This is a genomic window from Bacillus sp. XT-2 (assembly GCF_025696525.1).
GTDB lineage: Bacteria > Bacillota > Bacilli > Bacillales > Bacillaceae > Bacillus > Bacillus halotolerans.
In genome coordinates, this window is sequence record NZ_JAHVOC010000001.1 from 687,231 (window position 1) to 713,832 (window position 26,602).

Below are 26,602 nucleotides of genomic sequence, written 5' to 3' on the forward strand. Positions count from 1 at the left end.
TCAAGCGGATGAATGAGAACAAAATCGAACCACATACTACATATATAACCACCGAAAGATGGTGATCAATGATGGAACGACGACTATTTATCAGGCTTCGCCACCGCGTTTTGGCACATCCGGGGGATATCATAACGGTCGGGGATGCCGCGCAAATAGAAGGGCAGCACCTGCTGAAAAAGAAACTCTCGGCTATGCCGCTTTATCAGGTGAGCGAAAAAGATAAAAATATCGTAATTCTGGATATCATAAAAGTGCTCAAAGCCATTCATCAGCAGGATCCCACACTTGATGTTCAAACTGTGGGCGGAGCTGAAACCATTGTTGAAATTCAATATCAGAAACGGCACATATCAACTGTTCTCTTTATTGGTGTCTGGCTGTTGCTGTTTATCGGATCGTGCCTTGCCATCATGAATTTCCATGAGGATGTCAGCATGGGGGATGTTCATATTGCACTATATGAAATCATAACCGGAGAGCGGAATGACTATCCATATTTACTTCAAATCCCTTACAGCATCGGTTTGGGACTGGGGATGATTGTGTTTTTTAACCACATTTTTAAAAAGCGCCTTAATGAAGAGCCTAGCCCGCTGGAGGTTGAAATGTTTAACTATCAGCTTGATCTCGATCAATATGTGGCCATGCATGAAAATGAAGAAACAATAAAGGACCTGCATGATCGTTAGTGTATTGTTCATCATTTTTGTCGGGCTCGGCGGGGGCATCACGGTCGGGGCTGGTTTCGTGGCTTTTTTAACCGTGATGGGAATCATTCCGCGTCTGATGCAGCTCACCAAAACGATGAGATTTGTTCAAGCTTATGAAGCGGCTGTTATTCTCGGTGCGGTTTGCGGGGGATGGGAAACACTGCATATGCACCATCTCTTTTTATCAAAATGGCTTGCCGTACCGGTCGGGCTGTTGGCCGGAGTATTTGTCGGGATGCTTGCAGCCGCGCTGACAGAAGTGTTAAATGTCCTGCCGATCTTGGCTAAACGAATCGGCCTCAGAAGTAAAATCATTATTTTATTAATGGCCATTGTCATTGGAAAAATCGCGGGATCTTTATTTCATTGGCTGTATTTTATTCATCATTCATAAGGAGGTTTTAATATGACAAACATAAAAGAAAACTACAAATCAAAAGTAAAAACATATCAGCCAAAGCCGCCTTACGTATGGAACTGTGTAAAAGCCTTTCTTGTAGGCGGTTTGATCTGCATGATCGGACAAGGTCTGCAGAATTTTTATATCCATTTTTTTGATTTTAACGAAAAAACAGCAGGAAACCCTACGGCGGCAACGCTGATCCTATTGTCAGCGTTGCTCACCGGATTCGGCATTTATGACAGAATCGGTCAGTTTGCAGGCGCAGGATCAGCTGTACCTGTCACCGGCTTTGCCAACAGTATGGCAAGCGCGGCTCTTGAGTATAAAAGCGAAGGTTTAGTATTGGGAGTAGCGACAAACATGTTTAAACTGGCGGGAAACGTCATCGTATTCGGTGTTGTGGCTGCTTACATCGTCGGAATGATTCGGTTTGCTTTTGAGAAACTGATGTCATAGGAGGAGAAAGAAATGAAATTAACAGGAAAGCAAACCTGGGTGTTTGAGCATCCCTTATTTGTCAATGCAGCGGGAACAGCAGTAGGGCCTAAGGAAAAAGACGGTCCGCTCGGGTCTTTATATGATAAAACCTATGACGACATGCACTGTAATCAAAAAAGCTGGGAAATGGCTGAAAGGCAGCTAATGGAGGATGCCATCAATACCGTGCTGCAAAAAAACAATTTGAAAAAAGATGATATTGATCTTTTGCTTGCAGGCGATCTGTTGAATCAAAATGTCACAGCCAACTATGTGGCAAGGCATCTGAAAATCCCGTTTCTTTGCATGTTTGGCGCATGCTCAACATCAATGGAAACAGTTGCTGTTGCATCTGCCTTAGTCGACGGCGGATTTGCAAATCGGGCGATTGCTGCTACAAGCAGTCACAATGCCACGGCCGAAAGACAGTTCCGCTATCCGACGGAATACGGCGGGCAAAAACCGGATACTGCGACATCTACTGTAACTGGGAGCGGTGCGGTTGTTATCAGTCAGACACCGAGTGATATTCAAATTACAAGTGCAACTATAGGGAAGGTGGCTGACTTAGGAATTACCGACCCGTTTGATATGGGATCAGCCATGGCTCCTGCTGCTGCTGATACCATTAAACAGCACTTTCAAGACATGAACCGCACAGCAGACGACTACGATCTGATCCTGACGGGAGACCTTTCCGGCGTCGGATCTCCTATTGTCAAAGATATCTTGAAAGAAGAGGGATATCCGGTCGGCACAAAACATGATGATTGCGGGCTTCTGATTTACACACCAGATCAGCAAGTGTTTGCCGGAGGAAGCGGCTGCGCTTGTTCCGCGGTTGTAACCTACTCACATATTTTCAAGCAGCTGAAAGAAGGAAAATTAAACCGTGTGTTTGTAGTAGCAACCGGGGCGCTGTTAAGCCCGACTATGATCCAGCAAAAACAAACCATTCCGACCATCGCACACGGGGTTGTATTTGAACGTGCAGGAGGTGCATCTTAAGTGGACTATCTTTTGGCTTTTGTTTGCGGAGGCGCCATTTGTATTGTCGGGCAGCTGCTGCTGGACATATTTAAATTGACGCCTGCCCACGTCATGACATCCTTTGTCGTCATCGGTGCGATTTTAGATGGTTTTGGCATTTACGATAAATTTATTGAGTTTGCTGGCGGAGGCGCCACGGTTCCGATTGTCAGCTTTGGCCACAGCCTTCTGCACGGTGCCATGCATCAAGCGCATATACACGGATTTATCGGAATCGGTATGGGGATATTCGAGCTGACATCTGCCGGTATCTCAGCCGCCATTCTATTCGCCTTTATCGTCGCTGTTATTTTTAAACCGAAAGGATAATGCCGAGATGACGACAAAACGCAAGGTCATACTGGTAACAGACGGAGATGTGTATGCTGCTAAAACAATTGAATACGCTGCAAGAAGAGTTGGAGGGAGATGTATTTCTCAATCAAAAGGAAATCCCTCCACCCGCAGCGGCGCCGAGCTTGTCAGGCTGATTACATCAGCACCATATGACCCTGTATTTGTCATGTTTGACGACTCCGGCCTTCAAGGAGAGGGACCGGGAGAAACCGCTCTGACCTATGTGGCCACTCATCCGGCAATTGAAGTGCTCGGTGTGATTGCGGTCGCGTCGAAAACCCATCAGGCTGAATGGACCAGGGTTGACGTAAGCATTGACCGCAATGGAGAGATAACAGAATACGGCGTGGATAAAATCGGAGAGAGGGAATTCGATGAACACAGAATGAACGGGGATACGGTCTATTGCCTTGATAAACTTGATCTGCCGCTTATCGTTGGTATCGGGGATATCGGCAAAATGGGCAGGAAAGACGATATATCGAAAGGGTCGCCAATTACCATGAAAGCGGTCGAGTTTATTTTAGAAAGGAGCGGGTATCATGCCGGACAAACAGGAAGAGAAAATCTGGGTTTATCGGAATCCAGACAAAAATGAAGCTTATTTTAAAAATCGCGTCGGAATGGGAATCAGCTACGATGTAGGTGTTCGCAAGCTTACCATTTTAGACAGAGAAGTTCAGCTATACTATTTGAATGGATTATGTGACACTGCCTTTATCATTCACTTAATGAGAGAGCTTGTTGCGATTAACAACCGGACAGGAAAAGAGAACCCTGAAGAGCTGGTCGATATCGTTGAAAACAGACTGCTCAACGCTCAGGTCGAAAAAGTAAAAACGCTGGATGAAACCACCGACCAGGTGCTGTCCGGGTTAGTTGCAGTTATTGTCGAAGATGCAGGATTTGCTTTTATCATTGATGTCAGAAGCTATCCGGGAAGAAATCCGGAAGAACCGGATACGGAAAAGGTGGTCAGAGGGGCCAGAGACGGATTTGTTGAAAATATCGTCGTCAATACCGCGCTTCTCAGAAGACGGATCAGGGACGAACGCCTTCGCGTCAAGATGACAAAGGTCGGCGAGCGTTCAAAAACGGATCTGAGCATTTGTTATATAGAAGACATTGCTGATCCGGATCTGGTTGACATCGTGGAAAAAGAAATTGCCGCCATTGATGTCGACGGATTAACAATGGCAGACAAAACAGTCGAAGAGTTTATTATCAAGCAAAGCTACAACCCGTTTCCGCTCGTCCGTTATACAGAAAGGCCCGATGTGGCGGCCAATCACGTACTTGAAGGCCATGTCGTGATTATGGTTGATACATCGCCGAGTGTGATCATCACGCCGACAACCTTATTCCATCATGTTCAGCATGCTGAAGAATACAGACAGGCTCCTTCTGTGGGAACTTTTTTAAGATGGGTACGATTTTTCGGCATTCTTGCTTCTACTTTATTTCTCCCCATCTGGTTTCTCTTTGTTCTTCAACCGGAACTGCTGCCAGAGAATCTAAAATTTATCGGGTTGAATAAAGATATGCACATCCCGATCATTCTGCAGATTTTCTTAGCTGATTTAGGAATTGAGTTTCTCAGAATGGCGGCTATTCACACACCGACCGCTTTATCTACTGCAATGGGATTAATTGCCGCGGTTCTAATCGGGCAAATTGCCATTGATGTGGGGCTGTTCTCTCCTGAAGTCATACTGTATGTCTCGCTTGCCGCTATTGGAACCTTTACGACGCCAAGCTATGAATTAAGCCTGGCAAATAAAATGGCCCGTCTTACACTTATGATATTAGTAGCACTCTTTCATGTAAAAGGGCTCGTTATAGGATTTACTGTTCTGATTATTGCCATGGCCAGCATAAAATCCCTTCAAACCCCATACCTATGGCCGCTCATTCCGTTTAACGGAAAGGCGCTGTGGCAGGTGCTGATTCGCACGGCGAAACCTGGTGCGAAAGTAAGACCAAGCATTGTTCACCCAAGAAATCGCTTAAGACAGCCTACCAATTCATAATCGCATTGAAACTGACTGAAGAGTATGATAATGTATGTCTTAATTATGAAAGGACAGTCCATAAAACTGTCCTTTTCACCCATAAGCGGAGAAAGAGGGAATGACATTGTTCTTACACGGCACTAGCAGACAAAATCAACATGGGCATTTGGAAATCGGAGGTGTGGACGCTCTCTATTTAGCTGAAACATACGGCACGCCTCTTTACGTATATGATGTGGCTTTAATACGTGAGCGTGCTAAAAGCTTTAAGCAGGCATTTATAACTGCAGGGCTGACAGCGCAGGTCGCTTATGCGAGCAAGGCATTCTCTTCTGTTGCGATGATTCAGCTTGCCGAGGAAGAAGGGCTTTCCTTAGATGTCGTGTCTGGAGGAGAACTTTACACAGCTGTTGCAGCAGGATTTCCGGCGGAGCGCATTCACTTTCACGGAAATAACAAAAGCAGGGAAGAGCTGCGAATGGCGCTTGAACACCGTATCGGCTGCATTGTGGTTGATAATTTCTATGAAATCTCGATACTTGAAGACCTGTGCAAAGAAACTGGGCACTCAATTGATGTTCTCCTGCGGATTACCCCCGGAGTAGAGGCGCATACACATGACTACATTACAACGGGACAGGAAGATTCAAAGTTTGGTTTTGACCTTCATAACGGACAAACTGAACAGGCGATTGAACAGGTTTTACAATCAGAACACATTCAGCTGCTGGGTGTTCATTGCCATATCGGTTCGCAAATTTTTGATACAGCCGGTTTTGTGCTAGCGGCAGAAAAAATCTTCAAAAAACTTGACGAATGGAGAGAAGCTTACTCATTTGTTTCAAAGGTGCTGAACCTTGGAGGCGGTTTTGGCATTCGTTATACGGAAGAAGATGAACCGCTTCATGCCACTGAATATGTAGAAAAAATTATCGAAGCAGTAAAAACAAATGCAGCCCGCTATGGATTTGACATACCGGAAATTTGGATCGAACCGGGCCGCTCGCTTGTAGGAGACGCAGGCACAACACTTTATACAGTCGGCTCCCAAAAAGAAGTGCCGGGTGTCCGGCAGTATGTAGCTGTTGACGGAGGAATGAACGACAATATCCGTCCGGCTCTCTATCAGGCAAAATATGAAGCCGTTACAGCTAACCGTATCGGTGAAGCGCACGATAAAACGGTATCGATTGCCGGCAAGTGCTGTGAAAGCGGAGATATGCTCATTTGGGATATTGACCTGCCGGAAGTAAAAGAAGGAGATCTGCTTGCTGTTTTCTGTACAGGCGCTTATGGCTACAGCATGGCCAATAATTATAATAGAATTCCAAGACCTGCTGTTGTATTTGTAGAAAACGGAGAGGCTCATTTAGTCGTAAAAAGAGAAACGTACGAGGATATTGTAAAACTGGATCTGCCATTTAAAACGAGTGTGAAGCAATGAAAAAAGCGCCGGGAATTCGGCGCTTTTTTTATTTGAATATAGAAACAATCGCGTTCCAGATGGAAACGAAGAAATCAATGACTTTCTGGATAAAGTTCTTGCCTTCATCTGAGTCTAAAAATTTACTAATCTTATCTTTCGCTTTATCAAGCTGGTCACCGACCTGTCCCCAGTCGATATCAACATTTTTCATCTTATTGAACAAGGATACAAGCTGATCCTTTTGGCTGCCTGTCAGTGTGACGTTTAAATCGGAAGCCGCATCATCCACTTTTTTCTCAATATCGGCTTTATTGTCAGGCACACCGTTTTTAGCAAACTCTTCTTTTATTTTTGCAATCAGCGCAGCCGCATTTTCGTCACCGATTTTGTCACCAAGCTCTGAGGTCGTCACAAGCTCTTGGTTGGCGACTTGCTTAACGTCTTCAGAAATCGCTTCGTCAGAAGAAACTTCATATGCTTTAATCAAGCCTGTCAAAGCCGCAGTACCGGACACTTCAAACGGAGCGGTAACATAAACCTTCGCGTCCTTAACGCCGGCTGTCATCAAGGCATTGAGGTACATTTCATCCGTAATGCCGCTGATATTATGTGTCTCAACATTTAATCCGGAGCCTTTTTTGGCAATGGTAATAGACGATGATGAAATCGCTCTTGAGCCAATTTGCGCGCTTGGTATATATTTTCCTAAATATTCGTGTTCTTCCTTATTGGTAACGGTCACGGTTGTGGCATTATCAGGGACATTCATTTCATCAAGCACTTTTTGCTTATCTGATTCTGACAAATTTGCACCAAGTGTCACGATGACATCTCCGACTGCGGCATCCGCGAGACTGACTTTCGGAATCGTCAGCAGCAAAACGGCCGCTGCCAGCATTCCAATCCATATTTTTTTCAAAGCAGTTGACCTCCTTCATTTCACAAGCAGCAGTTAAAGCTGCTTTGCGAGGACCTGAATCATGATGAAAAATACAGTTCCGATAGGTTAGACGGTGATAGAGAGGTTCAGGTTTCATTTTTATTTTGGAGAAAAGCCGGGAGAGTCGTTTTCCCAAAAAAGGTGTGGTATAATAGCCGCGACAAGGAGAGACAAGCCATAATGATGATACATAAATTTCTCCTTTGAAAATTAAAATAAAGAAAGTGGGCATACAATTGAAAACAGGTTACTTTTTATTAGAAGACGGCAACAAAATTGAATTTGAACTTTATCCGGAAGCAGCACCGGGTACAGTTGCAAACTTTGAAAAGCTTGCAAACGAAGGATTTTACGACGGACTTACATTCCACCGAGTAATTCCAGGCTTCGTCAGCCAAGGCGGATGCCCGCACGGTACTGGCACAGGCGGTCCCGGATACACAATCAAATGTGAAACAGAAGGAAACCCGCACACACATGAAGCGGGCGCGCTCTCTATGGCACACGCAGGAAAAGATACTGGCGGCAGCCAATTTTTCATCGTCCATGAGCCGCAGCCTCATTTAAACGGTGTTCACACTGTATTCGGCAAAGTAACAAGCGGTTTAGAATTCGCGAAAAACATGTCTAACGGTGACGTGATGAAAGAAGTTCGCGTAGAAGGCTAATAGGCAGGCAGAAAGCTCCCCGATATGAGGGAGCTTTTCCTTTTCGCTCACAGCCTGATCTGGCTGTGGCAGTTAACAAACAGACGTTTTTAAGGTAGAACGAGGAGGCATAGAGAGATATGAGTTGAATCCTATAGCTATGTTTCAAGTCATAAGTGTTCAACCACAATTGTATTCAATCCGACGGAACCAAAACACTGATTTTGATACGTTCAGCGGGCTTATAGAAAATGCACTGCCTACGCTGTTCCCTTCAATATGATTCATCGTAATGGGAAAATCATCCCTATCTCTTCTCATCTTCATACATATTAGAGACCGTATGAAATAGCTTAAAGTCAAAATACACCCATCGGGGAAAATTTAAACAAATTTTAAAGTTGACATGTTTCATCCCAAACGGCATTTGTAGTAAAATGAAATCATATCAATGTCATTTTTTTGAAAAGGAGCTGCGTTTGATGAACAACAAGGGCTGTATAAAATGCGGAAGCACTGAAGCTGGGCAAAAAGAAATTGCCACAACCGGAACCGGATTGTCAAAGTTGTTTGATGTGCAGCATAACCGTTCTCGTCGTCTACTGTAAGAAATGCGGATATTCGGAGTTTTATAATAAAGAAACTTCAACTGCCGGCAATATATTGGATTTGTTCTTTGGAGGCTGATTGATTCTTCTCCCGATTTCATTAGGAAATGGGAACAAATTGATTCTGGCAGAAGAATAAATAGATTTGAAAATTCGCTTCAATGGTCCTAATGGGATTTCTTATCGATTCGTGATAACATAAATTGAAGACCGTTGTTTATTGGAGGAACTCAGTTGAAATCGGAAACCGTTTCTAAGAAAAAATCAATATTTGAATGGGCCAAAGCGATTATTATCGCAGTTGTTCTGGCATTACTCATCCGCAATTTTATTTTTGCGCCGTATGTCGTTGACGGTGAGTCCATGGAGCCTACCCTTCTTGACCATGAAAGGGTATTTGTCAATATGACAGTTAAGTACATAGGCGAGTTTAAGAGAGGGGATATCATCGTGCTAAACGGGGATGATGTCCACTATGTCAAGCGGCTGATCGGCTTGCCGGGAGACACAGTCGAAATGAAAAACGACCAGCTTTATATCAATGGAAAAAAAGTGGCTGAGCCTTATTTGAAGGCAAATAAAAAGCAAGCAAAAAATAAAGGTATTGACCATCTAACTGATGATTTCGGCCCGATCAAAGTGCCTGATAATAAATATTTTGTTATGGGTGATAACCGCCGAAACTCAATGGACAGCCGAAACGGTCTTGGACTCTTTACGAAAAAACAAATTGCGGGTACGTCAAAGTTTGTTTTCTTCCCATTTAACGACATTCGTAAAACCAACTAGGTATAAGCAGTTTCCTGAAAAGGAGCTGCTTTTTTATTCTTTTTCTCATGCATCCCCTAAAACCAGAACATAAATTCGTATATCTATAGAAAAGAAATTTTTGCAGAAATGCGAAACATATTCCCGTTATGCATCGTTATATTAATAATTTACGAGAATTTACGGTTTTTTATTCATGAAAAAAAGGAATAACTCATATGAATGAATAGATTCATATTGGCTGGAGGTTTTTTAAAATGGGAAGAATAAAAACCAAGATTACCATTCTGTTAGTGCTACTGGTTTTACTTGCAGGGGGGTATATGTACATAAATGATGTTGAACTGAAAGACGTTCCGACAGCGATTGGACAAACCTTGTCCTCCGAAGAAGAAGAGTATACAATCGAGGAATATCAAGTGACAAAAATTGACGGCACCGAATATCATGGAGAAGCAGAAAACGGCACGAAGATCATCTTCAACGGAAAAAAGTTAAATCAAGATTTGTCTGATATAAAAGAAGGCGATAAGATTAAGGCGTACTTCAGCAAATCAAAGCGGATCGACGGTTTAATCAAGGTTGCAAAAGTAAATGATTAAGTGAAAAAACACCTTTCGGAACGATGGGTGTTTTTTTTGATTTCTCAAATTGTAAGTTTATTTCATTGCGTACTTAAGAAAGGATCGCTATAATAGCCATTAAGGACAAATGAATAAAGATTGTATCCTTCGGGGCAGGGTGGAAATCCCGACCGGCGGTAGTAAAGCGACATGCGCTTTAGAGCCCGTGACCCGTGTGCATATGTACGCGGTGGATTCAGTTTAAGCTGAAGCCGACAGTGAAAGTCTGGATGGGAGAAGGATGAAGAACCGCTATGCAAAATGTATCAACATGCATAGTGTTATTTCCTATTGCGTAAAATACCTAAAGCCCCGAATTTTTCTTAAATTCGGGGCTTTTTTGACGGTAAATGAATAAAGAAGGGAGGGGAAAACAGATGGAAGAGTATTATATGAAACTGGCGTTGGATCTTGCGAAGCAGGGTGAAGGACAGACCGAATCGAATCCGCTCGTAGGCGCTGTTGTGGTGAAGGACGGACAGATTGTCGGGATGGGCGCCCATTTAAAATACGGTGAAGCTCACGCGGAAGTCCATGCTATTCATATGGCAGGCGCACATGTGAAAGACGCTGATATTTATGTCACCCTTGAACCATGCAGCCATTACGGAAAAACACCGCCTTGTGCCGAACTGATTATCAAGTCCGGGATAAAGAGAGTATTTGTCGCAATGAGAGATCCTAACCCGCTTGTGGCCGGACGGGGAATCAGCATGTTAGAAGAAGCCGGCATCGAAGTAAAGGAAGGCATTCTGGCAGATCAGGCGGAACAGCTGAATGAAAAATTTCTGCATTTCATGAGGACAGGCCTCCCTTACGTCACATTAAAAGCTGCCGCAAGCCTAGACGGAAAAACAGCGACCAGTACAGGTGACAGCAAATGGATCACATCAGAAGCTGCAAGACAGGATGCTCAGCAATACAGGAAATCACATCAAAGCATTTTGGTCGGAGCAGGCACTGTGAAGGCTGACAATCCAAGCTTAACCTGCAGGCTCCCGAATGTTTCAAAACAGCCGGTCAGGGTGATACTTGATACCGAACTTTCGATTCCCGATGACGCCAATGTGATTTGCGATCAGGCAGCGCCGACTTGGATTTTTACAACAACACGTGCTGATGAGGAGAAGAAAAAACGGTTTTCCGCTTTTGGCGTGAAATTATTTACTCTGGAAACAGATCGTATACCAATTTCCGATGTACTGAAAATCCTTGCGGAAGAAGGCATCATGTCGGTGTATGTGGAAGGCGGATCAGCTGTTCACGGAAGCTTCGTCAAAGCAGGCTGTTTTCAAGAGATCATCTACTATTTTGCCCCTAAATTAATCGGAGGAACGCTTGCTCCCAGCTTAATCTCCGGTGAAGGTTTTCAATCAATGAAAGATGTCCCCTTATTACAATTCACAGATATAACCCAAATTGGCCGTGATATCAGACTGACGGCAAAACCGAAAAACGAGTAGGATGGTGACCATGTTTACAGGAATTATAGAAGAAACAGGCACAATCGAATCCATGAAAAAAGCTGGCCCCTCTATGGCCTTAACAATTAAATGCTCAAAAATATTAGAGGATATTCATTTGGGCGACAGCATTGCAGTAAATGGCATTTGTCTGACTGTTACTGATTTCACGAAAAGTCACTTCACAGTTGATGTCATGCCTGAAACAGTCAAAGCAACGTCGCTGAACGATTTATCAAAAGGCAGCAAAGTGAATCTGGAAAGAGCCATGGCGGCAAACGGGCGTTTTGGAGGCCATTTCGTTTCAGGCCATGTCGACGGAACCGCAGAAATCACGCGTATTGAAGAAAAAAGCAACGCAGTTTACTATGATTTGAAAATGGATTCGTCATTAACAAAAACGTTGGTTTTAAAGGGATCTATTACCGTGGACGGCGTCAGTTTAACCATCTTCGGGCTGACAGATGATACCGTGACGATTTCTTTAATCCCTCACACCATCAGCGAAACGATTTTTTCAGAAAAAACAATCGGCTCTAAAGTGAATATCGAATGCGATATGATCGGAAAATATATGTATCGATTTTTGCATAAAGCCAATGAAAATAAGAACCAACAAACCATAACAAAAGCCTTCTTAAGCGAAAACGGCTTTTAGAGAGGAAGATTTGCATGTTTCATCCGATAGAAGAGGCATTAGACGCTTTAAAAAAAGGCGAAGTCATCATTGTTGTGGATGATGAAGACAGAGAAAACGAAGGAGACTTTGTGGCTCTTGCGGAGCATGCGACTCCTGAAGTGATTAACTTTATGGCGACACACGGAAGAGGGCTGATTTGCACGCCTCTCAGTGAGGAAATCGCTGACAGGCTCGATCTTCATCCTATGGTTGAGCACAATACAGATTCCCACCACACTGCTTTTACAGTAAGCATTGACCACCGTAAGACAAAAACGGGAATCAGCGCACAGGAAAGATCATTTACTGTCAAAGCTTTGCTGGACAGCGGTTCAGTGCCGGCAGATTTTCAGCGTCCAGGGCACATTTTTCCGCTGATTGCGAAAAAGGGAGGTGTCCTGAAAAGAGCGGGCCATACAGAAGCGGCAGTTGATCTTGCTGAAGCCTGCGGTTCTCAGGGAGCTGGCGTCATTTGTGAAATAATGAATGAAGACGGAACGATGGCAAGGGTACCTGAGCTCATTGAAATTGCGAAAAAGCATCAATTAAAACTGATCACCATTAAGGATTTAATTGAGTACCGCTACAACTTGACAACACTTGTAGAGCGGGAAGTCGATATTACCTTGCCTACTGATTTTGGCACATTTAAGGTGTACGGATACACAAATGAGATCGATGGAAAAGAGCATGTCGCATTTGTGATGGGAGATGTGCCGTTTAATGAAGAACCAGTATTGGTTCGGGTTCATTCAGAGTGTCTCACAGGTGATGTGTTTGGGTCTCATCGCTGTGACTGCGGCCCGCAGCTTCACGCCGCGCTAACGCAAATTGCCGCAGAAGGCCGGGGAGTGCTTTTGTATCTCCGCCAAGAAGGCCGGGGCATCGGTCTGATCAATAAGTTAAAAGCTTATAAGCTTCAGGAAGAAGGGTATGACACCGTAGAAGCTAATGAAGCGCTCGGCTTTTTGCCTGATTTGCGCAATTACGGCATTGGTGCTCAAATTTTACGCGATCTCGGCGTGCGGAATATGAAGCTCTTGACCAATAATCCGCGAAAAATTGCCGGACTTGAAGGGTATGGTCTCAGCATTACAGAAAGAGTGCCGCTTCAAATGGAGGCCAAAGAGCACAACAAAAAATATTTGCAAACAAAGATGAACAAACTAGGTCATTTACTTCATTTCTAATAACAAAAATCACAAAAAAGGATGGGAATCATATGAATATCATACAAGGAAATTTAGTTGGTACAGGTCTTAAAATCGGAATCGTAGTAGGAAGATTTAATGATTTTATTACAAGCAAGCTGCTGAGCGGGGCAGAAGATGCTTTGCTCAGACACGGCGTGGATACAAACGATATTGATGTGGCTTGGGTTCCGGGCGCATTTGAAATTCCTTTCGCTGCTAAAAAAATGGCGGAAACAAAAAAATATGACGCCGTTATTACACTCGGCACTGTCATCAGAGGCGCGACGACTCATTACGATTACGTCTGCAACGAAGCTGCAAAAGGCATCGCGCAAGCAGCGAACACAACAGGCGTACCTGTGATCTTTGGAATTGTCACTACGGAAAACATTGAGCAGGCCATTGAACGGGCTGGAACAAAAGCAGGCAATAAGGGCGTAGATTGTGCTGTTTCTGCCATAGAAATGGCAAATTTAAACCGTTCATTTGAATAATTTGCTGAAAACAGTTTAAAAATATGGCGAAAATGATATAATGTGAGAAAACGGATCACCTATACTTATCCGTTTGATAGAACTGGACATTTAGGATATAGAGGGGTTTTTATGTTAATTCGTTATAAAAAATCGTTTGAAAAGATTGCGATGGGACTTCTTTCATTTATGCCAAATGAAAAAGATCTTAAGCAGCTTCAGCAGACAATTAAGGACTACGAAACGGATACAGACCGCCAGCTCTTTCTTTGGAAAGAGGACGAGGATATCGTCGGAGCAATCGGAGTTGAAAAAAAGGATTCCGAGGTTGAAATCCGGCATATCAGTGTGAATCCTTCTCATCGCCATCAAGGAATCGGAAAACAGATGATGGATGCTTTAAAGCATTTATTCAAAACGCAGGTACTGGTTCCGAATGAATTAACGCAGAGCTTTTTCGAACGCTGTCAAGGTCAGCAGGATCAAGACATTTCATACAATAATTAAGCAGAGGCTGTTATCAGCCTCTGCTTTTTTTTCTTCGTTCAATTTCTTTCTCGCGTTCGCGGATGACATCAGTCCGATCCCGCAAACGATGTTTATGAATTAGAAATCTATCAGTGAGTGTGCTGGGCTGTCCCCACGTGTAAGCTTTTCGCTTGCATTCAATGCGGCATGCTTCCTTCAGCCTCTCATCTTTAATTGGCAGCATGATGCTTTTATAGGAAGATCCCAGTTCAATTTGTTCGTAAACCGACTGCATAAGCTCCAGTAAACGGGTATGATCAAGCCCCAAATCTTCCACCGCTTGTCTTTCCGCTTGAAGAATCCGTATGCTGTTTGCCAGCAATCTTTTGGCCCCGGCTGTATTCTGTCTTCTGTGATGATACAAAGCAACAGCAAGCTGGATAAAGCCGACCCAAAGTATGTTTCGTTTGTTCGGAGGATCTTCCTTCCAATATTCTTCTAGTATTTCATGGCATTCAAAATAATCCCGTGTTGCGTGAAATTCAACGAGATAATCGATATAAGCTTTCGGGTACAAGATGCTTCCTCCTTTTAATCCGCCTTTAGTGTAACACAGGACAGATAAAAGGAAAAAACAGCGCATTGGACCTGCTCATTTTTAGTTCTAGCAAATCCAAGCGGCACCTACGATAATCAGCAGAATAAACAAAACGACAATTAAAGCGAAACCGCCGCTGAAGCACTTTTCTCCCATGAACATTCAGCCTCCTTTGTTGTGGTCTACGCGAGCATCCTATGTACACCTGCCCTTTTTTGTGTAGGCGGATATCTTGTTATTTGAATATTCAGCACAAATCTCCTGAAATGCAGGAAATGAAATAGTATTGGACGAGAGCTTTTTGGTGGCTTATACTAAAGGGTAGCCAGTTTATCCGGCAATGAGAGTGATACTTGAAAATGGTGAGATGATGGAAGAATATCAAGTAAAAATTGATACGTTTGAAGGCCCATTGGACCTGCTGCTTCATTTAATCAATCGTCTTGAAATTGACATATATGATATACCTGTGGCGAAGATTACTGAACAATATTTATTATATGTACATACGATGCGTGTGCTTGAGCTTGATATCGCCAGCGAGTATTTGGTGATGGCTGCCACACTGCTCAGTATTAAAAGCAGAATGCTGCTCCCGAAGCAAGAGGAAGAGCTGTTTGAGGATGAATTGCTTGAGGAAGAAGACCCGCGGGAGGAACTGATTGAAAAGCTGATTGAGTATAGAAAATATAAAGACGCGGCGAAGGAATTAAAGGAACGGGAAGAAGAAAGACAAAAATCATTCACGAAACCGCCGAGTGACTTGAGCGAATATGCAAAAGAAGTGAAACAGTCGGAGCAAAAGCTGTCAGTCACAGTCTACGATATGATTGGCGCTTTTCAAAAAGTGCTGAAGCGAAAAAAAATAACAAGGCCGATGGAAACAACAATTACAAGACAGGAAATACCAATCGAAGACAGAATGAATGAAATCGTGCACAGCCTGAAATCAAAAGGGAAAAGAATCAATTTTATGGATCTTTTTTCATATGAGCAAAAAGAACATTTGGTTGTCACCTTCCTGGCGGTTTTAGAACTGATGAAAAATCAGCTGATTTTGATTGAGCAGGAGCAAAATTTTTCAGATATTTACATTATGGGGAGTGAATCCATTCATGGGGTTTGATATCGTGAATTGGAAAGCTATAGTGGAAGCCCTTCTATATGCGGCAGGCGATGAAGGACTGACCAAAAAACAGCTGTTAACAGTGCTTGAAATAGAAGAGCCTGAACTGAACACCATTATGGCGGATGTCGCAGACGATTACCGTCATGATACAAGAGGCATTGAACTAATTGAATATGCAGATACGTACATGCTTTCCACCAAAAAAGACTTTGCGCCGTACTTGAAAAAACTGATCGAAGTACCGTCGAAAGGCCTTTCCCAGGCATCTTTGGAGGTGCTGGCGATTGTTTCATATAAACAGCCGATTACGAGAGCGGAAATTGAAGATATCAGAGGCGTGAAATCAGAAAGAATTTTACACAGCCTTGTCGCCAAGGCGCTGCTGTGTGAAGTCGGACGCGCTGACGGTCCGGGACGGGCCATTTTATACGGCACGACGCCGACTTTTCTTGAGCAATTCGGCTTAAAAACGCTGGACGAGCTTCCGCCGCTGCCTGAAAATGCGGAAGATGACGTTCTTCAAGAAGAAGCGGATTTATTCTTTGAAAACTTTAACCAAACCTTTGAAGACATAAAATAGAGATTTAATGAATCGCGCTTTTTCATCAACATAAGATATAAGGAAGAAGTAGCTATCATGAAAGAAGCAAAATGTGAGAGACAAAGACATGAGGGGAAGATACCAAACGAAATGGGACATTCGATTGTGCGAGTGCAGACTCAAAAAACAGACGAATTCTTATCAATGGTTGTCAATACCGTTAATGATTATTTAAATCAAACCACACTGGCGTCTATGCAGGCTGAATTGCCTGTTGAAGAGGCATACTGCTGTGATGTGCTGAGCACGCTGAGAAGAATGACAGTATTTTGTGAAGGAGGCGCTGAAGCATGCCGCCGTCTCCTTATGCAAGAGCCATTTCAGGAAACCAGAGCGGAAAAAACACTTTACAATGTGTATCATCAATGCATTGAAGAGTTCTTTATGCCAAAGAAAGACACCTGGTGTGAAAACAGCCGGGCGTCATATACCGGAGTCAGCGCAATTGAGTTCTACCATGCTGTTCCGCAGTCTCTGGAGCAATTATTATTGCCGCTGAGCGCAGCGTTTCTGAAGATGAGGGAAGAACTGGCTCATTACGAAGCGTCCGGATCTAGCATGGCATCAATCAGATAACACTTACTCTCCCTTTATGGGAGAGTTTTTTTATGTTTGCAGGCCAAGACACAATTGTTATTCATAACTGATGGACATGCGCATAAACTTGTACAAACCACCACAAGGACGTGAACAAACATGCGCATTTTTAAAAAAGCTGTATTAATAGTCATCATTTCTTTTCTATTTGCAAATGTAAATGTGAACACAGCACATGCAGCTATAAATGTCAGTGCGAAGAGCGCCATTGTCATTGACGGCACATCAGGAAGAGTGTTATTTGCCAAGGACGAGCATGAAAAAAGGCGGATTGCCAGTATTACAAAGATCATGACCGCTGTTCTCGCCATTGAATCCGGAAAAATGGAAGAAACCGTGACTGTTTCTGCAAATGCGGTCAGAACAGAGGGCTCGGCCATTTATTTAACCGAAGGGCAAAAAGTAAAATTGAAGGATCTTGTGTATGGCCTGATGCTGAGATCCGGGAACGATGCTGCTGTTGCGATTGCTGAGTATGTCGGGGGAAGCCTCGATGGATTTGTCTATATGATGAACCAAAAAGCAGAACAAATCGGTATGGAGAATACCCGTTTTCAAAACCCGCACGGATTGGACGACCATGAAAATCACTACTCAACAGCTTATGACATGGCTGTTTTAACGAAATACGCCATGAAGCTCAAAGACTATCAAACCATCTCCGGCACAAAGATATACAAAGCAGAAACAATGGAAAGCGTATGGAAAAACAAAAATAAATTGCTGACGATGCTGTATCCATACAGCACAGGGGGGAAAACAGGCTATACCAAGCTTGCAAAACGCACACTCGTTTCAACCGCTTCAAAGGACGGCGTTAATCTGATAGCCGTTACCATTAATGACCCCGACGATTGGGATGATCATATGAATATGTTTAACTATGTATTTGATCATTATCAAACATATTTAATCGCAAAAAAAGGAGATATTCCGAAGCTCAAAGGTACATTTTATGAGTCTAAAGCTTTCATCAAACGGGACATCACCTATTTGCTTACCGAAGAAGAAAAAGAAGATGTCAAAATCAACACTACCCTGCTCAAACCAAAAAAAGCCTGGGAAAAGGATGTCTCAAAAATTCCGGATATTGTAGGACATATGAAAGTCATGTTCAACGATGAAATCATCGCAAAAGTGCCGATCTATTACGAAAACGAACGAAATCAAAAACCGAAAAAAAAGTTTTTTGAAACGTTTCAATCCATTTTTCTGAATGCGGCTGGCGGGGCAAAATGGTCAATATAATTTGGGTCAGCTTAACTGTGATCGGGCTAGTATTTGCGATGTGCAACGGAACGCTGCAGGATGTAAATGAGGCGGTGTTTAAAGGAGCCAAAGAAGCTGTCACAATCTCATTTGGACTTATGAGCGTGCTTGTTTTTTGGCTGGGTTTAATGAAAATAGCTGAACAGTCTGGACTGCTGGATATTTTCAGCCGTATGTGCAGGCCTTTTATTTCTAAGCTGTTCCCTGACATACCGCCGGATCATCCCGCAATGGGCTACATTTTATCAAATCTCATGGCGAACTTCTTCGGCCTCGGGAACGCGGCCACACCTCTTGGCATTAAAGCAATGGAGCAAATGAAAAAGCTGAATGGAAACCGTTCGGAAGCGAGCCGTTCCATGATCACTTTTTTAGCTGTTAATACTTCGTGCATTACTCTCATCCCGACAACGGTTATCGCCGTGCGAATGGCCTATTCCTCCAAAACGCCGACAGATATCGTCGGACCGAGCATTTTGGCGACACTTATTTCTGGAATCGGCGCCATTATTATTGACCGTTATTTTTATTACCGCCGTAAAAAGAAGGGGAGGTAATCCGATGGAAATTATCAACTGGCTGTCTTTAGCCATGATCCCTATCATTATTGCCGGCATTCTACTTTATGGAACAATCAAAAAGGTGCCGACATATGAATCCTTTGTTGAAGGCGGAAAAGAAGGAATTGAGATCGCATTTTCGATTATCCCCTATTTAGTCGGGATGCTTGTTGCAATTACCGTTTTCAGATCATCAGGCGCGCTTGACTTTTTTATGGATCTTTTAAAGCCGGCCTTTTCCGCCATCGGCATACCGGCTGAGGTGGTTCCGCTTGCGCTGATCCGTCCGATCTCCGGTACGGCTGCTCTGGGAATGACGACCGATTTAATTGCAGTTTATGGACCGGACTCCTTTATTGGCAGGCTGGCATCTGTGATGCAGGGATCAACGGATACAACACTTTATGTGCTGACGGTGTATTTCGGAGCTGTTGGCATTAAAAAAATGGGTGATGCGTTAAAGGTGGGACTTCTTGCTGATTTAATCGGTGTAGTTGCATCTATCATCATCGTTACGTTATTATTTGGGAGCGCCTGAAAATGGCGTTTTTTTAGATAAAGCATGCGAAATCTGAAAAAGCTTGTTTGTTCAGGTTGAAAAAAGTAAGATAATACTTGAGGTGAAAGACATGGAAAGACTGCAAAAAGTAATTGCTCACGCCGGAGTTGCATCGCGCAGAAAGGCAGAAGAGCTGATTAAAGAAGGAAAAGTAAAGGTGAACGGCAAAGTAATAACAGAGCTTGGTGTTAAAGTCACCGGTTCTGATCAGATTGAAGTAAACGGCTTGAAGGTGGAACGTGAAGAACCTGTTTATTTTCTGCTATATAAACCAAGAGGCGTGATCTCCGCAGCGGATGATGACAAAGGGCGCAAAGTCGTGACGGACTTTTTTAGAGAAGTGCCGCAGCGCATCTATCCGGTCGGACGTCTGGATTACGATACAAGCGGTCTTTTGCTTTTAACCAATGACGGCGAGTTTGCCAACAAGCTGATGCACCCTAAATATGAAATAAACAAAACATATGTAGCAAAGGTAAAAGGCATACCGTCTAAAGAGCTGATCAGAAAGCTGGAGCGCGGCATTATGCTAGAGGAAGGCAAAACAGCGCCTGCCAAAGCGAAGCTGCTTTCATTGGATAAGAAAAAACAAACAAGCATTATACAGCTGACCATCCATGAAGGACGGAACAGGCAAGTGCGCCGCATGTTTGAAGCAATCGGACATGAAGTAATTAAGCTGAAGCGGGAAGAATACGCATTTTTAAATCTGAGAGGCTTAAATACGGGAGACGCAAGAGAGCTTACGCCGCATGAAGTCAAAAGACTCAGAGCGCTAGCGGAACACGGTAAAAACGCTTTCTAAGTTTCACATAACCTTCAAAAAGTTAGAAATGTGAAATGATTGTGAAATGATATAATTGAATGGATCTGCAATAGGGGAAGGGGGCAGTGGACAATGAAGAAAAAAAGGCGTTTATTCATTCGGACCGGCATCCTTCTCGTTTTAATCTGCGCGCTGGCCTATACAATATACAATGCTGTATTTGCCGACAAAGAGAGCATATCCGAAGGGTCCGAGGCACCGAATTTTGTCCTTGAAGATACGAATGGGGAACGTATTGAGCTGAGTGACTTAAAAGGAAAAGGTGTTTTTTTGAATTTCTGGGGCACCTGGTGTGAGCCGTGCAAAAAAGAATTTCCTTATATGGCGAACCAATACAAATATTTTAAAGACCAAGGCGTTGAAATTGTCGCGGTAAATGTTGGGGAGTCAAAGATAGCAGTACATAATTTTATGAAATCCTACGGAGTGAATTTTCCGGTTGTCCTGGATACAGATCGTCAGGTGCTTGATGCCTATGGCGTATCTCCGCTTCCGACAACCTTTTTAATCAACCCGGAAGGAAAAGTTGTCAAGGTGGTGACCGGCACTATGACAGAAAGCATGATCCATGACTATATGAATCTGATAAAACCCGGAGCGACTTCGGGATGAAGCAGGTAAAATGTGAATGCGGACATATCAACCCGGTCGGAACCGTTTTATGTGAATCGTGCGGCAGGGCGCTTCAGGAAACGCAGCCCCCGCTTGCTGATATGAGATACGATGGAAGTGCGAGACGTTCACAAACCTATAACAAAACGTTCATTGATAAAATATGGAACTTCTTTTCTTCGGTTAAGGTCGGAATATGGCTTATCGTCATAACCCTTGCAGCATCAGCATTCGGGACTATATTTCCTCAAGAAGCCTATTTGCCCCCCGGCGCTCAGGCTGATACATATTATAAAGAACAATACGGCACGTTTGGCCAGCTTTATTATTTACTCGGGTTCCATCATTTATATGGATCTTGGTGGTACTTGCTGCTGATTGCCTCTATCGGCATTTCTCTTGTCATCTGCAGCCTTGACCGCGTGATTCCCCTGTACAGGGCATTGAAAAATCAGGGGGTCAGGAGAAGCCCTGTTTTCTTAAAAAGACAGCGGCTGTTCAGTGAAACGGAGACCGAGCTCAACCTTGAAGAAAAAGAAAAGATTGTGACTCTCTTAAAGAAAAAGCGTTATAGAATACGAGAACAAGAGGGCAGCCTTCTGGCGGAAAAAGGGCGTTTTTCCCGCTGGGGTCCGTATGTCAATCACATAGGATTAATCATTTTCCTGATTGGCGCAATGCTGAGATTTGTGCCGGGCATGTACGTCGATGAAACGCTCTGGGTCAGAGAAGGCGAAACTGCGGCAATTCCAGGCACAGACGGAAGATATTATTTGAAAAACAATCAATTCAGCGTAGAGACTTATAACAGCGATACAGAAAAAAAGGTGTTCGCTGATGCAATTGACAGAGTCGGAAGCGGAAAGGTCGCGAAAAATTTTCAAACAGACGCGGTTCTCTATAAACGGGAAGGCAAAATTGTCTACGGAGAGAAGCCGAAGCTGAAAAAAGTAAAAGAAGAAGATATTCGTGTCAATCAGCCGCTGCGCTTTGATTCGTTTTCTGTTTATCAGGTGGATTATAAAGAGAATCAGCTCGATCAGATGGTGTTTCAGCTGATTGACAAAAAATCAAAAAAATCCTTTGGGAGCTTACAGATCAACCTATTGGATCCAGATTCGGTTTATGATCTTGGCAACGGTTACAAAGTTGAGGTCGCCAGCTACCTTCCTGACTTCTATTTTAATCAGGACGGAGAGCCGAGCACAAAAACAAAAATCCCTAACAATCCGGCGTTTGTTTTTAATATCATAACGCCAGATAAGCCAAAAGGCGAAAAAAGCTTTGTTGCCATTCAAGAAACAATTGAAGGGTCGGGCAGCAATAAGTACAAGTTGAAATTTGACCATGTCGAAACGAAAAACATAACCGGTCTGACAGTCAGAAAAGATCTGACGCTTTGGGTGCTTGCCATCGGCGGAGCCATTTTTATGATTGGCGTCATTCAAGGAATGTACTGGCAGCACCGCAGAATCTGGCTGCATACACAGGAAGGTGCAGTCATGGTTGCCGGCCATACCAATAAAAACTGGTACGGACTAAAGCAGGATTTAAAATTTGTTTTAGCCGATACGGGGCTGACTGAACCAGCAGACCAAAAAGAATTAATGAAAACACAGAAATAGGCGAAAAGGGAGTGGTGTCATGGCGGAGCTGAGCGGAAATTTTCTTTATGCGGCCTTTCTTGTGTATTTAATTGCGGTCCCGATTTTCGGCGGGGCCATACGCGGAAGGAAAAATAAAAAAGACAGGGCAAACCGGTGGGCGACGATCGGGATTACCCTTTCGATTATCGGTTTTCTCTGCCACCTGGGCTATTTTATTACAAGGTGGGCTGCCAGCGGCCATGCGCCTGTCAGCAACATGTTTGAATTTACAACGGCCTTTGGCATGATGCTTGTGCTTGCGTTTATTATCCTTTATTTTATCTATCAATTGCCTTCATTAGGTCTGTTTACATTATCGATCGCTTTATTGCTGATCGCATACGCCAGCATGTTTCCGACGGACATTTCGCCTTTAATTCCGTCATTGCAGAGCAATTGGCTGTATATCCACGTAACCACGGCCGCGCTGGGGCAAGCTATACTCGCCATCAGTTTTGTCGCAGGTGTCATTTTTCTTTTGAAGCATGTTGACCAGACAAAACCAAGTAAAAAAACCTTTTGGCTTGAAGCTATCATGTTTATTATGGTGACGGCAGTTGCCTTTATTGTGATAACATCTGTGTTTCGTTTTGCCGGCTATGAAGCTGAGTTTAACTGGGTGGATAAGAATAAGGAAAAAAGCGTGATGGTCTATGAAATGCCCGCACTTGTAGGTCCGCATGAGGGTGAGCTTATCACCGAGGGGAAAATGCAGCCCATTGCAGAGCTTCCGGCCCTTTTCTCAGGCAGAAAGGTAAACACAGTGATTTGGTCGTTTGGAGCTGGACTCCTATTGTACGGAGCGCTTCGCCTGATCGTCAGAAAAAGAATCAGTGCCTGTTTACATCCTCTGGTGAAAAACGTGAATCTTGATCTGGTGGATGAGGTTGGCTACAGAGCCGTTTCCATCGGTTTTCCGATTTTTACACTCGGCGCGCTGATCTTTGCAATGATTTGGGCTCAGCTCGCTTGGACGAGATTTTGGGGCTGGGACCCGAAGGAAGTATGGGCGCTGATCACGTTTTTGTTTTACGCCGCTTATTTGCATTTAAGGCTGTCAAGAGGGTGGCACGGTGAGAAATCAGCATGGCTGGCCGTAATCGGTTTTGCCATCATTATGTTCAATTTAATATTCGTAAATCTTGTGCTTGCCGGACTTCATTCTTATGCATAGTCCAGAACAAAGCGATACAGTTATCAAACTTTCTCACGATTTGATAAAATGAAAGTAACAGAAGGAAAGCAGGGGGAAAACGATGGACCAATCCAATGAAACCAAAATATTAGTAGTTGATGACGAAGCCAGAATTCGCCGCCTTTTAAAAATGTATCTTGAACGTGAAAATTATGTGATTGAAGAAGCGGAAAATGGTGATGAAGCCATTGCCAAAGGCCTCGAAACCAATTATGACTTAATTTTGCTTGACCTAATGATGCCTGGCACAGACGGAATTGAGGTCTGCCGCCAAATTCGCGAAAAAAAAGCTACACCAATTATCATGCTGACCGCAAAAGGAGAAGAAGCAAACCGGGTGCAGGGGTTTGAATCGGGAACAGATGATTACATTGTCAAACCGTTTAGTCCGAGAGAAGTTGTGCTGCGGGTAAAAGCGCTTCTGAGAAGGGCATCTCAAAACTCTTATTTCAATGCGAATACGCCGACGAAAAACGTATTGGTGTTTTCTCATCTGTCAATCGATCATGATGCCCATCGGGTAACTGCTGACGGAACTGAAGTGAGCTTAACACCGAAAGAGTATGAGCTCCTTTACTTCTTAGCGAAAACACCTGACAAAGTGTATGATCGGGAAAAGCTTCTCAAGGAAGTGTGGCAGTATGAATTTTTTGGCGATCTGCGTACAGTAGACACACACGTCAAACGTCTCCGGGAAAAGCTCAATAAAGTATCACCGGGAGCTGCCAAAAAAATCGTCACCGTATGGGGCGTCGGTTATAAATTCGAGGTAGGCGCTGAATGAAATTTTGGAAAAGCGTAGTAGGCAAGCTGTGGGCTACGATCCTTTCTCTTGTCCTGATCGTATTATTTATTTTAACGGTGCTTTTACTCGAGTTTATCGAAAATTATCATGTGGAAGAAGCCGAAAATGATTTAACCCAGCTTGCAAATAAAGTCGCAGTCATCTTAGAAAAACACGAGGATCAGGCGCTGGCAAGGTCGATCACCTGGGAGCTCGCTGATAACTTAACAAGCATTGCGATCATACAGGATGAGAAAAAATACTGGTATTCGCCGAACGATAAAAATCGGCTCTCATCTATCACGCTTGAGCAAATACAGCGGGACAAGGATTTACATCAGGCTCTGGACAACCATAAAAAAGTCAGTAAACGCACGGGCCTGAGTGGCAGAGACACGGATAATGAACGCCTGATTGTGGGTGTTCCGTATGAAAAAGACGGAAAAAAAGGCATGGTCTTTTTATCTCAATCTCTGCTTGCCGTCAAAGACACAACAAAACACACGACCCGTTATATATTCCTTGCCGCAGGCATTGCGATTGTGCTGACCACATTTTTTGCTTTCTTTTTATCAAGCAGGGTCACGTATCCGCTTCGAAAAATGAGAGAGGGCGCACAGGATTTGGCGAAGGGCAAGTTTGACACGAAAATCCCGATTTTAACCCAGGATGAAATCGGTGAGCTGGCAACCGCCTTTAATCAAATGGGGCGGCAGCTTAACTTTCATATCAATGCGCTCAACCAAGAAAAAGAACAGCTTTCAAACATATTAAGCAGTATGGCTGACGGAGTGATTACCATCAATATCGACGGCACGATTCTCGTGACAAACCCGCCGGCCGAACGTTTTCTGCAGGCTTGGTATTATGAGCAGAATATGAATATTAAAGAAGGCGACAATCTTCCGCCAGAAGCAAAAGAACTGTTCCAAAATGCTGTCAGCACAGAAAAAGAACAAATGATTGAAATGACGCTGCAGGGCAGATCATGGGTGCTGCTGATGTCGCCGCTGTATGCGGAATCGCATGTCAGAGGCGCGGTTGCCGTTCTTCGAGATATGACCGAAGAACGCCGCCTTGATAAATTGCGCGAAGACTTTATCGCAAATGTCAGCCATGAATTAAGAACGCCGATCTCCATGCTTCAAGGGTATAGTGAAGCCATTGTCGATGACATTGCGAGCTCCGAAGAAGACCGAAAAGAGATTGCTCAAATTATTTATGACGAGTCGCTGCGAATGGGCCGCCTTGTCAACGATTTGCTTGATTTAGCGCGAATGGAATCAGGGCATACTGGATTGCATTATGAACAAATCAATCTTAATGAATTTATAGAAAAGATCATGCGCAAATTTTCCGGCGTTGCCAAAGAAAAAAATATTTCTTTGCATCAGGACATTTCTCTCACTGAAGAGGAATTTATGTTTGATGAAGATAAGATGGAGCAGGTGTTTACCAATTTAATTGATAACGCGTTGCGTCATACTCAATCAGGCGGCAATGTCTCCATCTCCGTTCATACGGTTAAGGATGGAATAAAAATAGACGTCAAAGATTCCGGCTCCGGCATACCGGAAGAGGATCTGCCATTTATTTTTGAGCGGTTCTATAAAGCGGATAAAGCACGGACAAGGGGCAGAGCAGGAACCGGACTGGGACTCGCTATTGTTAAAAATATTGTGGAATCTCACAACGGTACCATTACGGTGCACAGCCGGATGGACAAAGGAACGACGTTTACGTTTTATATTCCGACAAAATGATCAAGTCGAGTCTGAATTTGCCGAAGAATCTTGTTCCATAAGAAACACCCGCTGATCCGAGCGGGTGTTTTTTAAAAGGTTTTTCTTAATAAAATTTAAGGATATGTTAATATAAATTCCCTTCCAAATTCCAGTTTCTCGTAATATAGTTGTAATGTAACTTTTAAGCTATTATTACGACTAA

31 protein-coding genes, 1 pseudogene and 1 riboswitch are annotated in these 26,602 nt (G+C 43.6%); of the genes and pseudogenes, 29 read left to right on the forward strand and 3 right to left on the reverse strand.

Going from position 1 to position 26,602, the window contains the following annotated elements:
• Nucleotides 1–71 precede the first annotated feature (71 nt).
• The 8 genes from spoVAA (at nucleotide 72) to lysA (ending at nucleotide 6,435) form a co-directional block, all read left to right on the forward strand.
• Nucleotides 72–692: a stage V sporulation protein SpoVAA gene (gene spoVAA / locus KXD37_RS03740; RefSeq protein ID WP_106020337.1), complete on the forward strand. Its 621-nt coding sequence runs from the start codon at nucleotides 72–74 to the stop codon at nucleotides 690–692.
• A complete protein-coding gene (gene spoVAB, locus KXD37_RS03745) occupies nucleotides 682–1,107 on the forward strand; it encodes a stage V sporulation protein SpoVAB (protein WP_106020050.1) in 426 nt (141 codons plus the stop codon). Before spoVAA ends, spoVAB begins: the two co-directional genes overlap by 11 nt.
• A 12-nt stretch (nucleotides 1,108–1,119) precedes the next feature.
• Nucleotides 1,120–1,572, forward strand: a complete 453-nt coding sequence (gene spoVAC, locus KXD37_RS03750; RefSeq protein WP_024121922.1) for a stage V sporulation protein AC — start codon at nucleotides 1,120–1,122, stop codon at nucleotides 1,570–1,572.
• A gap of 12 nt (nucleotides 1,573–1,584) precedes the next feature.
• Nucleotides 1,585–2,601, forward strand: coding sequence for a stage V sporulation protein AD (gene spoVAD / locus KXD37_RS03755; RefSeq protein ID WP_024121921.1), 1,017 nt, complete (start codon nucleotides 1,585–1,587; stop codon nucleotides 2,599–2,601).
• Nucleotides 2,602–2,952, forward strand: coding sequence for a stage V sporulation protein AE (spoVAE, locus tag KXD37_RS03760; RefSeq protein WP_003230467.1), 351 nt, complete (start codon nucleotides 2,602–2,604; stop codon nucleotides 2,950–2,952).
• Nucleotides 2,953–2,959: 7 nt separating this feature from the next.
• Nucleotides 2,960–3,577 (forward strand): stage V sporulation protein SpoVABEA, encoded by a 618-nt coding sequence (gene spoVAEA / locus KXD37_RS03765; RefSeq protein WP_255003348.1) that lies wholly within the window; start codon nucleotides 2,960–2,962, stop codon nucleotides 3,575–3,577.
• Nucleotides 3,522–5,009, forward strand: a complete 1,488-nt coding sequence (locus KXD37_RS03770) for a spore germination protein (protein WP_255003346.1) — start codon at nucleotides 3,522–3,524, stop codon at nucleotides 5,007–5,009. The genes spoVAEA and KXD37_RS03770 overlap by 56 nt, the downstream gene beginning before the upstream one ends.
• 106 nt (nucleotides 5,010–5,115) lie before the next feature.
• Nucleotides 5,116–6,435, forward strand: coding sequence for a diaminopimelate decarboxylase (gene lysA / locus KXD37_RS03775; protein ID WP_024121918.1), 1,320 nt, complete (start codon nucleotides 5,116–5,118; stop codon nucleotides 6,433–6,435).
• Nucleotides 6,436–6,463: 28 nt separating this feature from the next.
• Here lysA and KXD37_RS03780 read toward each other — a convergent pair whose 3' ends face one another.
• Nucleotides 6,464–7,336, reverse strand: a complete 873-nt coding sequence (locus tag KXD37_RS03780) for a DUF1002 domain-containing protein (protein WP_255003344.1) — start codon at nucleotides 7,334–7,336, stop codon at nucleotides 6,464–6,466.
• A 257-nt stretch (nucleotides 7,337–7,593) separates the two neighbouring features.
• Here KXD37_RS03780 and KXD37_RS03785 point away from each other — a divergent pair, with 257 nt between their 5' ends.
• The 9 genes and pseudogenes from KXD37_RS03785 (at nucleotide 7,594) to ribT (ending at nucleotide 14,318) form a co-directional block, all read left to right on the forward strand.
• Entirely contained in the window at nucleotides 7,594–8,025 is a 432-nt protein-coding gene (locus tag KXD37_RS03785) for a peptidylprolyl isomerase (protein ID WP_003223931.1), read from the forward strand.
• 461 nt (nucleotides 8,026–8,486) lie between these two features.
• Nucleotides 8,487–8,691: pseudogene (locus tag KXD37_RS03795) on the forward strand (zinc ribbon domain-containing protein).
• A 155-nt stretch (nucleotides 8,692–8,846) separates the two neighbouring features.
• Nucleotides 8,847–9,401: a signal peptidase I sipS gene (gene sipS / locus KXD37_RS03800; protein WP_024121916.1), complete on the forward strand. Its 555-nt coding sequence runs from the start codon at nucleotides 8,847–8,849 to the stop codon at nucleotides 9,399–9,401.
• Between the two features lie 236 nt (nucleotides 9,402–9,637).
• Nucleotides 9,638–9,982 carry a hypothetical protein gene (locus KXD37_RS03805; protein ID WP_024121915.1) on the forward strand — a complete coding sequence of 115 codons (345 nt, stop codon included), beginning with the start codon at nucleotides 9,638–9,640 and terminating at the stop codon, nucleotides 9,980–9,982.
• Nucleotides 9,983–10,103: 121 nt separating this feature from the next.
• Nucleotides 10,104–10,249: riboswitch (FMN riboswitch) on the forward strand.
• Nucleotides 10,250–10,380: 131 nt separating this feature from the next.
• Complete coding sequence (gene ribD, locus KXD37_RS03810) at nucleotides 10,381–11,466, forward strand: bifunctional diaminohydroxyphosphoribosylaminopyrimidine deaminase/5-amino-6-(5-phosphoribosylamino)uracil reductase RibD (protein ID WP_255003333.1); 1,086 nt, start codon at nucleotides 10,381–10,383, stop codon at nucleotides 11,464–11,466.
• A gap of 10 nt (nucleotides 11,467–11,476) precedes the next feature.
• The gene (gene ribE, locus KXD37_RS03815; protein ID WP_255003332.1) at nucleotides 11,477–12,124 is read left to right on the forward strand and encodes a riboflavin synthase subunit alpha; all 648 of its coding nucleotides are present in this window, start codon (nucleotides 11,477–11,479) and stop codon (nucleotides 12,122–12,124) included.
• A 14-nt stretch (nucleotides 12,125–12,138) separates the two neighbouring features.
• Entirely contained in the window at nucleotides 12,139–13,335 is a 1,197-nt protein-coding gene (locus KXD37_RS03820) for a bifunctional 3,4-dihydroxy-2-butanone-4-phosphate synthase/GTP cyclohydrolase II (RefSeq protein WP_024121912.1), read from the forward strand.
• Nucleotides 13,336–13,367: 32 nt separating this feature from the next.
• Nucleotides 13,368–13,832 (forward strand): 6,7-dimethyl-8-ribityllumazine synthase, encoded by a 465-nt coding sequence (ribH, locus tag KXD37_RS03825; protein WP_024121911.1) that lies wholly within the window; start codon nucleotides 13,368–13,370, stop codon nucleotides 13,830–13,832.
• A 111-nt stretch (nucleotides 13,833–13,943) separates the two neighbouring features.
• The gene (ribT, locus tag KXD37_RS03830) at nucleotides 13,944–14,318 is read left to right on the forward strand and encodes a GNAT family N-acetyltransferase RibT (RefSeq protein WP_003223910.1); all 375 of its coding nucleotides are present in this window, start codon (nucleotides 13,944–13,946) and stop codon (nucleotides 14,316–14,318) included.
• A 13-nt stretch (nucleotides 14,319–14,331) separates the two neighbouring features.
• Here ribT and KXD37_RS03835 read toward each other — a convergent pair whose 3' ends face one another.
• Nucleotides 14,332–14,856 carry a DUF309 domain-containing protein gene (locus tag KXD37_RS03835; protein WP_024121910.1) on the reverse strand — a complete coding sequence of 175 codons (525 nt, stop codon included), beginning with the start codon at nucleotides 14,854–14,856 and terminating at the stop codon, nucleotides 14,332–14,334.
• 87 nt (nucleotides 14,857–14,943) lie between these two features.
• A complete protein-coding gene (locus KXD37_RS03840; protein ID WP_024121909.1) occupies nucleotides 14,944–15,033 on the reverse strand; it encodes a YjcZ family sporulation protein in 90 nt (29 codons plus the stop codon).
• Nucleotides 15,034–15,247: 214 nt separating this feature from the next.
• On the opposite strand from KXD37_RS03840, the gene scpA reads away from it, so the two are divergent.
• The 12 genes from scpA (at nucleotide 15,248) to resE (ending at nucleotide 26,418) form a co-directional block, all read left to right on the forward strand.
• Nucleotides 15,248–16,003, forward strand: a complete 756-nt coding sequence (scpA, locus tag KXD37_RS03845; RefSeq protein ID WP_255003319.1) for a segregation/condensation protein A — start codon at nucleotides 15,248–15,250, stop codon at nucleotides 16,001–16,003.
• Nucleotides 15,993–16,586 carry an SMC-Scp complex subunit ScpB gene (scpB, locus tag KXD37_RS03850; RefSeq protein ID WP_255003317.1) on the forward strand — a complete coding sequence of 198 codons (594 nt, stop codon included), beginning with the start codon at nucleotides 15,993–15,995 and terminating at the stop codon, nucleotides 16,584–16,586. The genes scpA and scpB overlap by 11 nt, the downstream gene beginning before the upstream one ends.
• Before the next feature lie 57 nt (nucleotides 16,587–16,643).
• Nucleotides 16,644–17,183 (forward strand): YpuI family protein, encoded by a 540-nt coding sequence (locus KXD37_RS03855; protein WP_263463240.1) that lies wholly within the window; start codon nucleotides 16,644–16,646, stop codon nucleotides 17,181–17,183.
• Between the two features lie 120 nt (nucleotides 17,184–17,303).
• Nucleotides 17,304–18,452, forward strand: a complete 1,149-nt coding sequence (locus KXD37_RS03860; RefSeq protein ID WP_255003314.1) for a D-alanyl-D-alanine carboxypeptidase family protein — start codon at nucleotides 17,304–17,306, stop codon at nucleotides 18,450–18,452.
• A complete protein-coding gene (spmA, locus tag KXD37_RS03865) occupies nucleotides 18,440–19,030 on the forward strand; it encodes a spore maturation protein SpmA (protein WP_024121904.1) in 591 nt (196 codons plus the stop codon). The genes KXD37_RS03860 and spmA overlap by 13 nt, the downstream gene beginning before the upstream one ends.
• Nucleotides 19,031–19,034: 4 nt before the next feature.
• Nucleotides 19,035–19,571 carry a spore maturation protein SpmB gene (gene spmB, locus KXD37_RS03870; protein WP_010334782.1) on the forward strand — a complete coding sequence of 179 codons (537 nt, stop codon included), beginning with the start codon at nucleotides 19,035–19,037 and terminating at the stop codon, nucleotides 19,569–19,571.
• Between the two features lie 91 nt (nucleotides 19,572–19,662).
• On the forward strand, nucleotides 19,663–20,397 hold the full coding sequence (gene rluB, locus KXD37_RS03875) for a 23S rRNA pseudouridine(2605) synthase RluB (RefSeq protein WP_024121903.1): 735 nt from the start codon (nucleotides 19,663–19,665) through the stop codon (nucleotides 20,395–20,397).
• 93 nt (nucleotides 20,398–20,490) lie between these two features.
• Entirely contained in the window at nucleotides 20,491–21,030 is a 540-nt protein-coding gene (resA, locus tag KXD37_RS03880) for a thiol-disulfide oxidoreductase ResA (RefSeq protein ID WP_044154915.1), read from the forward strand.
• Nucleotides 21,027–22,655, forward strand: coding sequence for a cytochrome c biogenesis protein ResB (resB, locus tag KXD37_RS03885; RefSeq protein WP_106020040.1), 1,629 nt, complete (start codon nucleotides 21,027–21,029; stop codon nucleotides 22,653–22,655). The genes resA and resB overlap by 4 nt, the downstream gene beginning before the upstream one ends.
• Nucleotides 22,656–22,674: 19 nt before the next feature.
• Nucleotides 22,675–23,850, forward strand: coding sequence for a c-type cytochrome biogenesis protein CcsB (gene ccsB / locus KXD37_RS03890; RefSeq protein ID WP_101860350.1), 1,176 nt, complete (start codon nucleotides 22,675–22,677; stop codon nucleotides 23,848–23,850).
• 82 nt (nucleotides 23,851–23,932) lie between these two features.
• The gene (resD, locus tag KXD37_RS03895; protein WP_095713202.1) at nucleotides 23,933–24,655 is read left to right on the forward strand and encodes a DNA-binding response regulator ResD; all 723 of its coding nucleotides are present in this window, start codon (nucleotides 23,933–23,935) and stop codon (nucleotides 24,653–24,655) included.
• A complete protein-coding gene (gene resE / locus KXD37_RS03900) occupies nucleotides 24,652–26,418 on the forward strand; it encodes a sensor histidine kinase ResE (protein WP_263463241.1) in 1,767 nt (588 codons plus the stop codon). Before resD ends, resE begins: the two co-directional genes overlap by 4 nt.
• Nucleotides 26,419–26,602 lie beyond the last annotated feature (184 nt).

What these genes read in the sequence shown, in the direction of transcription:
- ccsB (WP_101860350.1), top strand. Translation starts at nt 22,675, where the DNA reads ATGGCGGAGCTGAGCGGAAATTTTCTTTATGCGGCCTTTCTTGTGTAT.
- spoVAA (WP_106020337.1), top strand. Translation starts at nt 72, where the DNA reads ATGGAACGACGACTATTTATCAGGCTTCGCCACCGCGTTTTGGCACAT.
- spoVAD (WP_024121921.1), top strand. Translation starts at nt 1,585, where the DNA reads ATGAAATTAACAGGAAAGCAAACCTGGGTGTTTGAGCATCCCTTATTT.
- scpA (WP_255003319.1), top strand. Translation starts at nt 15,248, where the DNA reads ATGGAAGAATATCAAGTAAAAATTGATACGTTTGAAGGCCCATTGGAC.
- spmA (WP_024121904.1), top strand. Translation starts at nt 18,440, where the DNA reads ATGGTCAATATAATTTGGGTCAGCTTAACTGTGATCGGGCTAGTATTT.
- spmB (WP_010334782.1), top strand. Translation starts at nt 19,035, where the DNA reads ATGGAAATTATCAACTGGCTGTCTTTAGCCATGATCCCTATCATTATT.
- KXD37_RS03820 (WP_024121912.1), top strand. Translation starts at nt 12,139, where the DNA reads ATGTTTCATCCGATAGAAGAGGCATTAGACGCTTTAAAAAAAGGCGAA.
- KXD37_RS03805 (WP_024121915.1), top strand. Translation starts at nt 9,638, where the DNA reads ATGGGAAGAATAAAAACCAAGATTACCATTCTGTTAGTGCTACTGGTT.
- spoVAC (WP_024121922.1), top strand. Translation starts at nt 1,120, where the DNA reads ATGACAAACATAAAAGAAAACTACAAATCAAAAGTAAAAACATATCAG.
- resA (WP_044154915.1), top strand. Translation starts at nt 20,491, where the DNA reads ATGAAGAAAAAAAGGCGTTTATTCATTCGGACCGGCATCCTTCTCGTT.
- KXD37_RS03860 (WP_255003314.1), top strand. Translation starts at nt 17,304, where the DNA reads ATGCGCATTTTTAAAAAAGCTGTATTAATAGTCATCATTTCTTTTCTA.
- KXD37_RS03855 (WP_263463240.1), top strand. Translation starts at nt 16,644, where the DNA reads ATGAAAGAAGCAAAATGTGAGAGACAAAGACATGAGGGGAAGATACCA.
- scpB (WP_255003317.1), top strand. Translation starts at nt 15,993, where the DNA reads ATGGGGTTTGATATCGTGAATTGGAAAGCTATAGTGGAAGCCCTTCTA.
- ribE (WP_255003332.1), top strand. Translation starts at nt 11,477, where the DNA reads ATGTTTACAGGAATTATAGAAGAAACAGGCACAATCGAATCCATGAAA.
- KXD37_RS03840 (WP_024121909.1), bottom strand. Translation starts at nt 15,033, where the DNA reads ATGGGAGAAAAGTGCTTCAGCGGCGGTTTCGCTTTAATTGTCGTTTTG.
- resE (WP_263463241.1), top strand. Translation starts at nt 24,652, where the DNA reads ATGAAATTTTGGAAAAGCGTAGTAGGCAAGCTGTGGGCTACGATCCTT.
- rluB (WP_024121903.1), top strand. Translation starts at nt 19,663, where the DNA reads ATGGAAAGACTGCAAAAAGTAATTGCTCACGCCGGAGTTGCATCGCGC.
- KXD37_RS03770 (WP_255003346.1), top strand. Translation starts at nt 3,522, where the DNA reads ATGCCGGACAAACAGGAAGAGAAAATCTGGGTTTATCGGAATCCAGAC.
- ribD (WP_255003333.1), top strand. Translation starts at nt 10,381, where the DNA reads ATGGAAGAGTATTATATGAAACTGGCGTTGGATCTTGCGAAGCAGGGT.
- ribH (WP_024121911.1), top strand. Translation starts at nt 13,368, where the DNA reads ATGAATATCATACAAGGAAATTTAGTTGGTACAGGTCTTAAAATCGGA.
- ribT (WP_003223910.1), top strand. Translation starts at nt 13,944, where the DNA reads ATGTTAATTCGTTATAAAAAATCGTTTGAAAAGATTGCGATGGGACTT.
- resD (WP_095713202.1), top strand. Translation starts at nt 23,933, where the DNA reads ATGGACCAATCCAATGAAACCAAAATATTAGTAGTTGATGACGAAGCC.
- resB (WP_106020040.1), top strand. Translation starts at nt 21,027, where the DNA reads ATGAAGCAGGTAAAATGTGAATGCGGACATATCAACCCGGTCGGAACC.
- spoVAEA (WP_255003348.1), top strand. Translation starts at nt 2,960, where the DNA reads ATGACGACAAAACGCAAGGTCATACTGGTAACAGACGGAGATGTGTAT.
- spoVAB (WP_106020050.1), top strand. Translation starts at nt 682, where the DNA reads ATGATCGTTAGTGTATTGTTCATCATTTTTGTCGGGCTCGGCGGGGGC.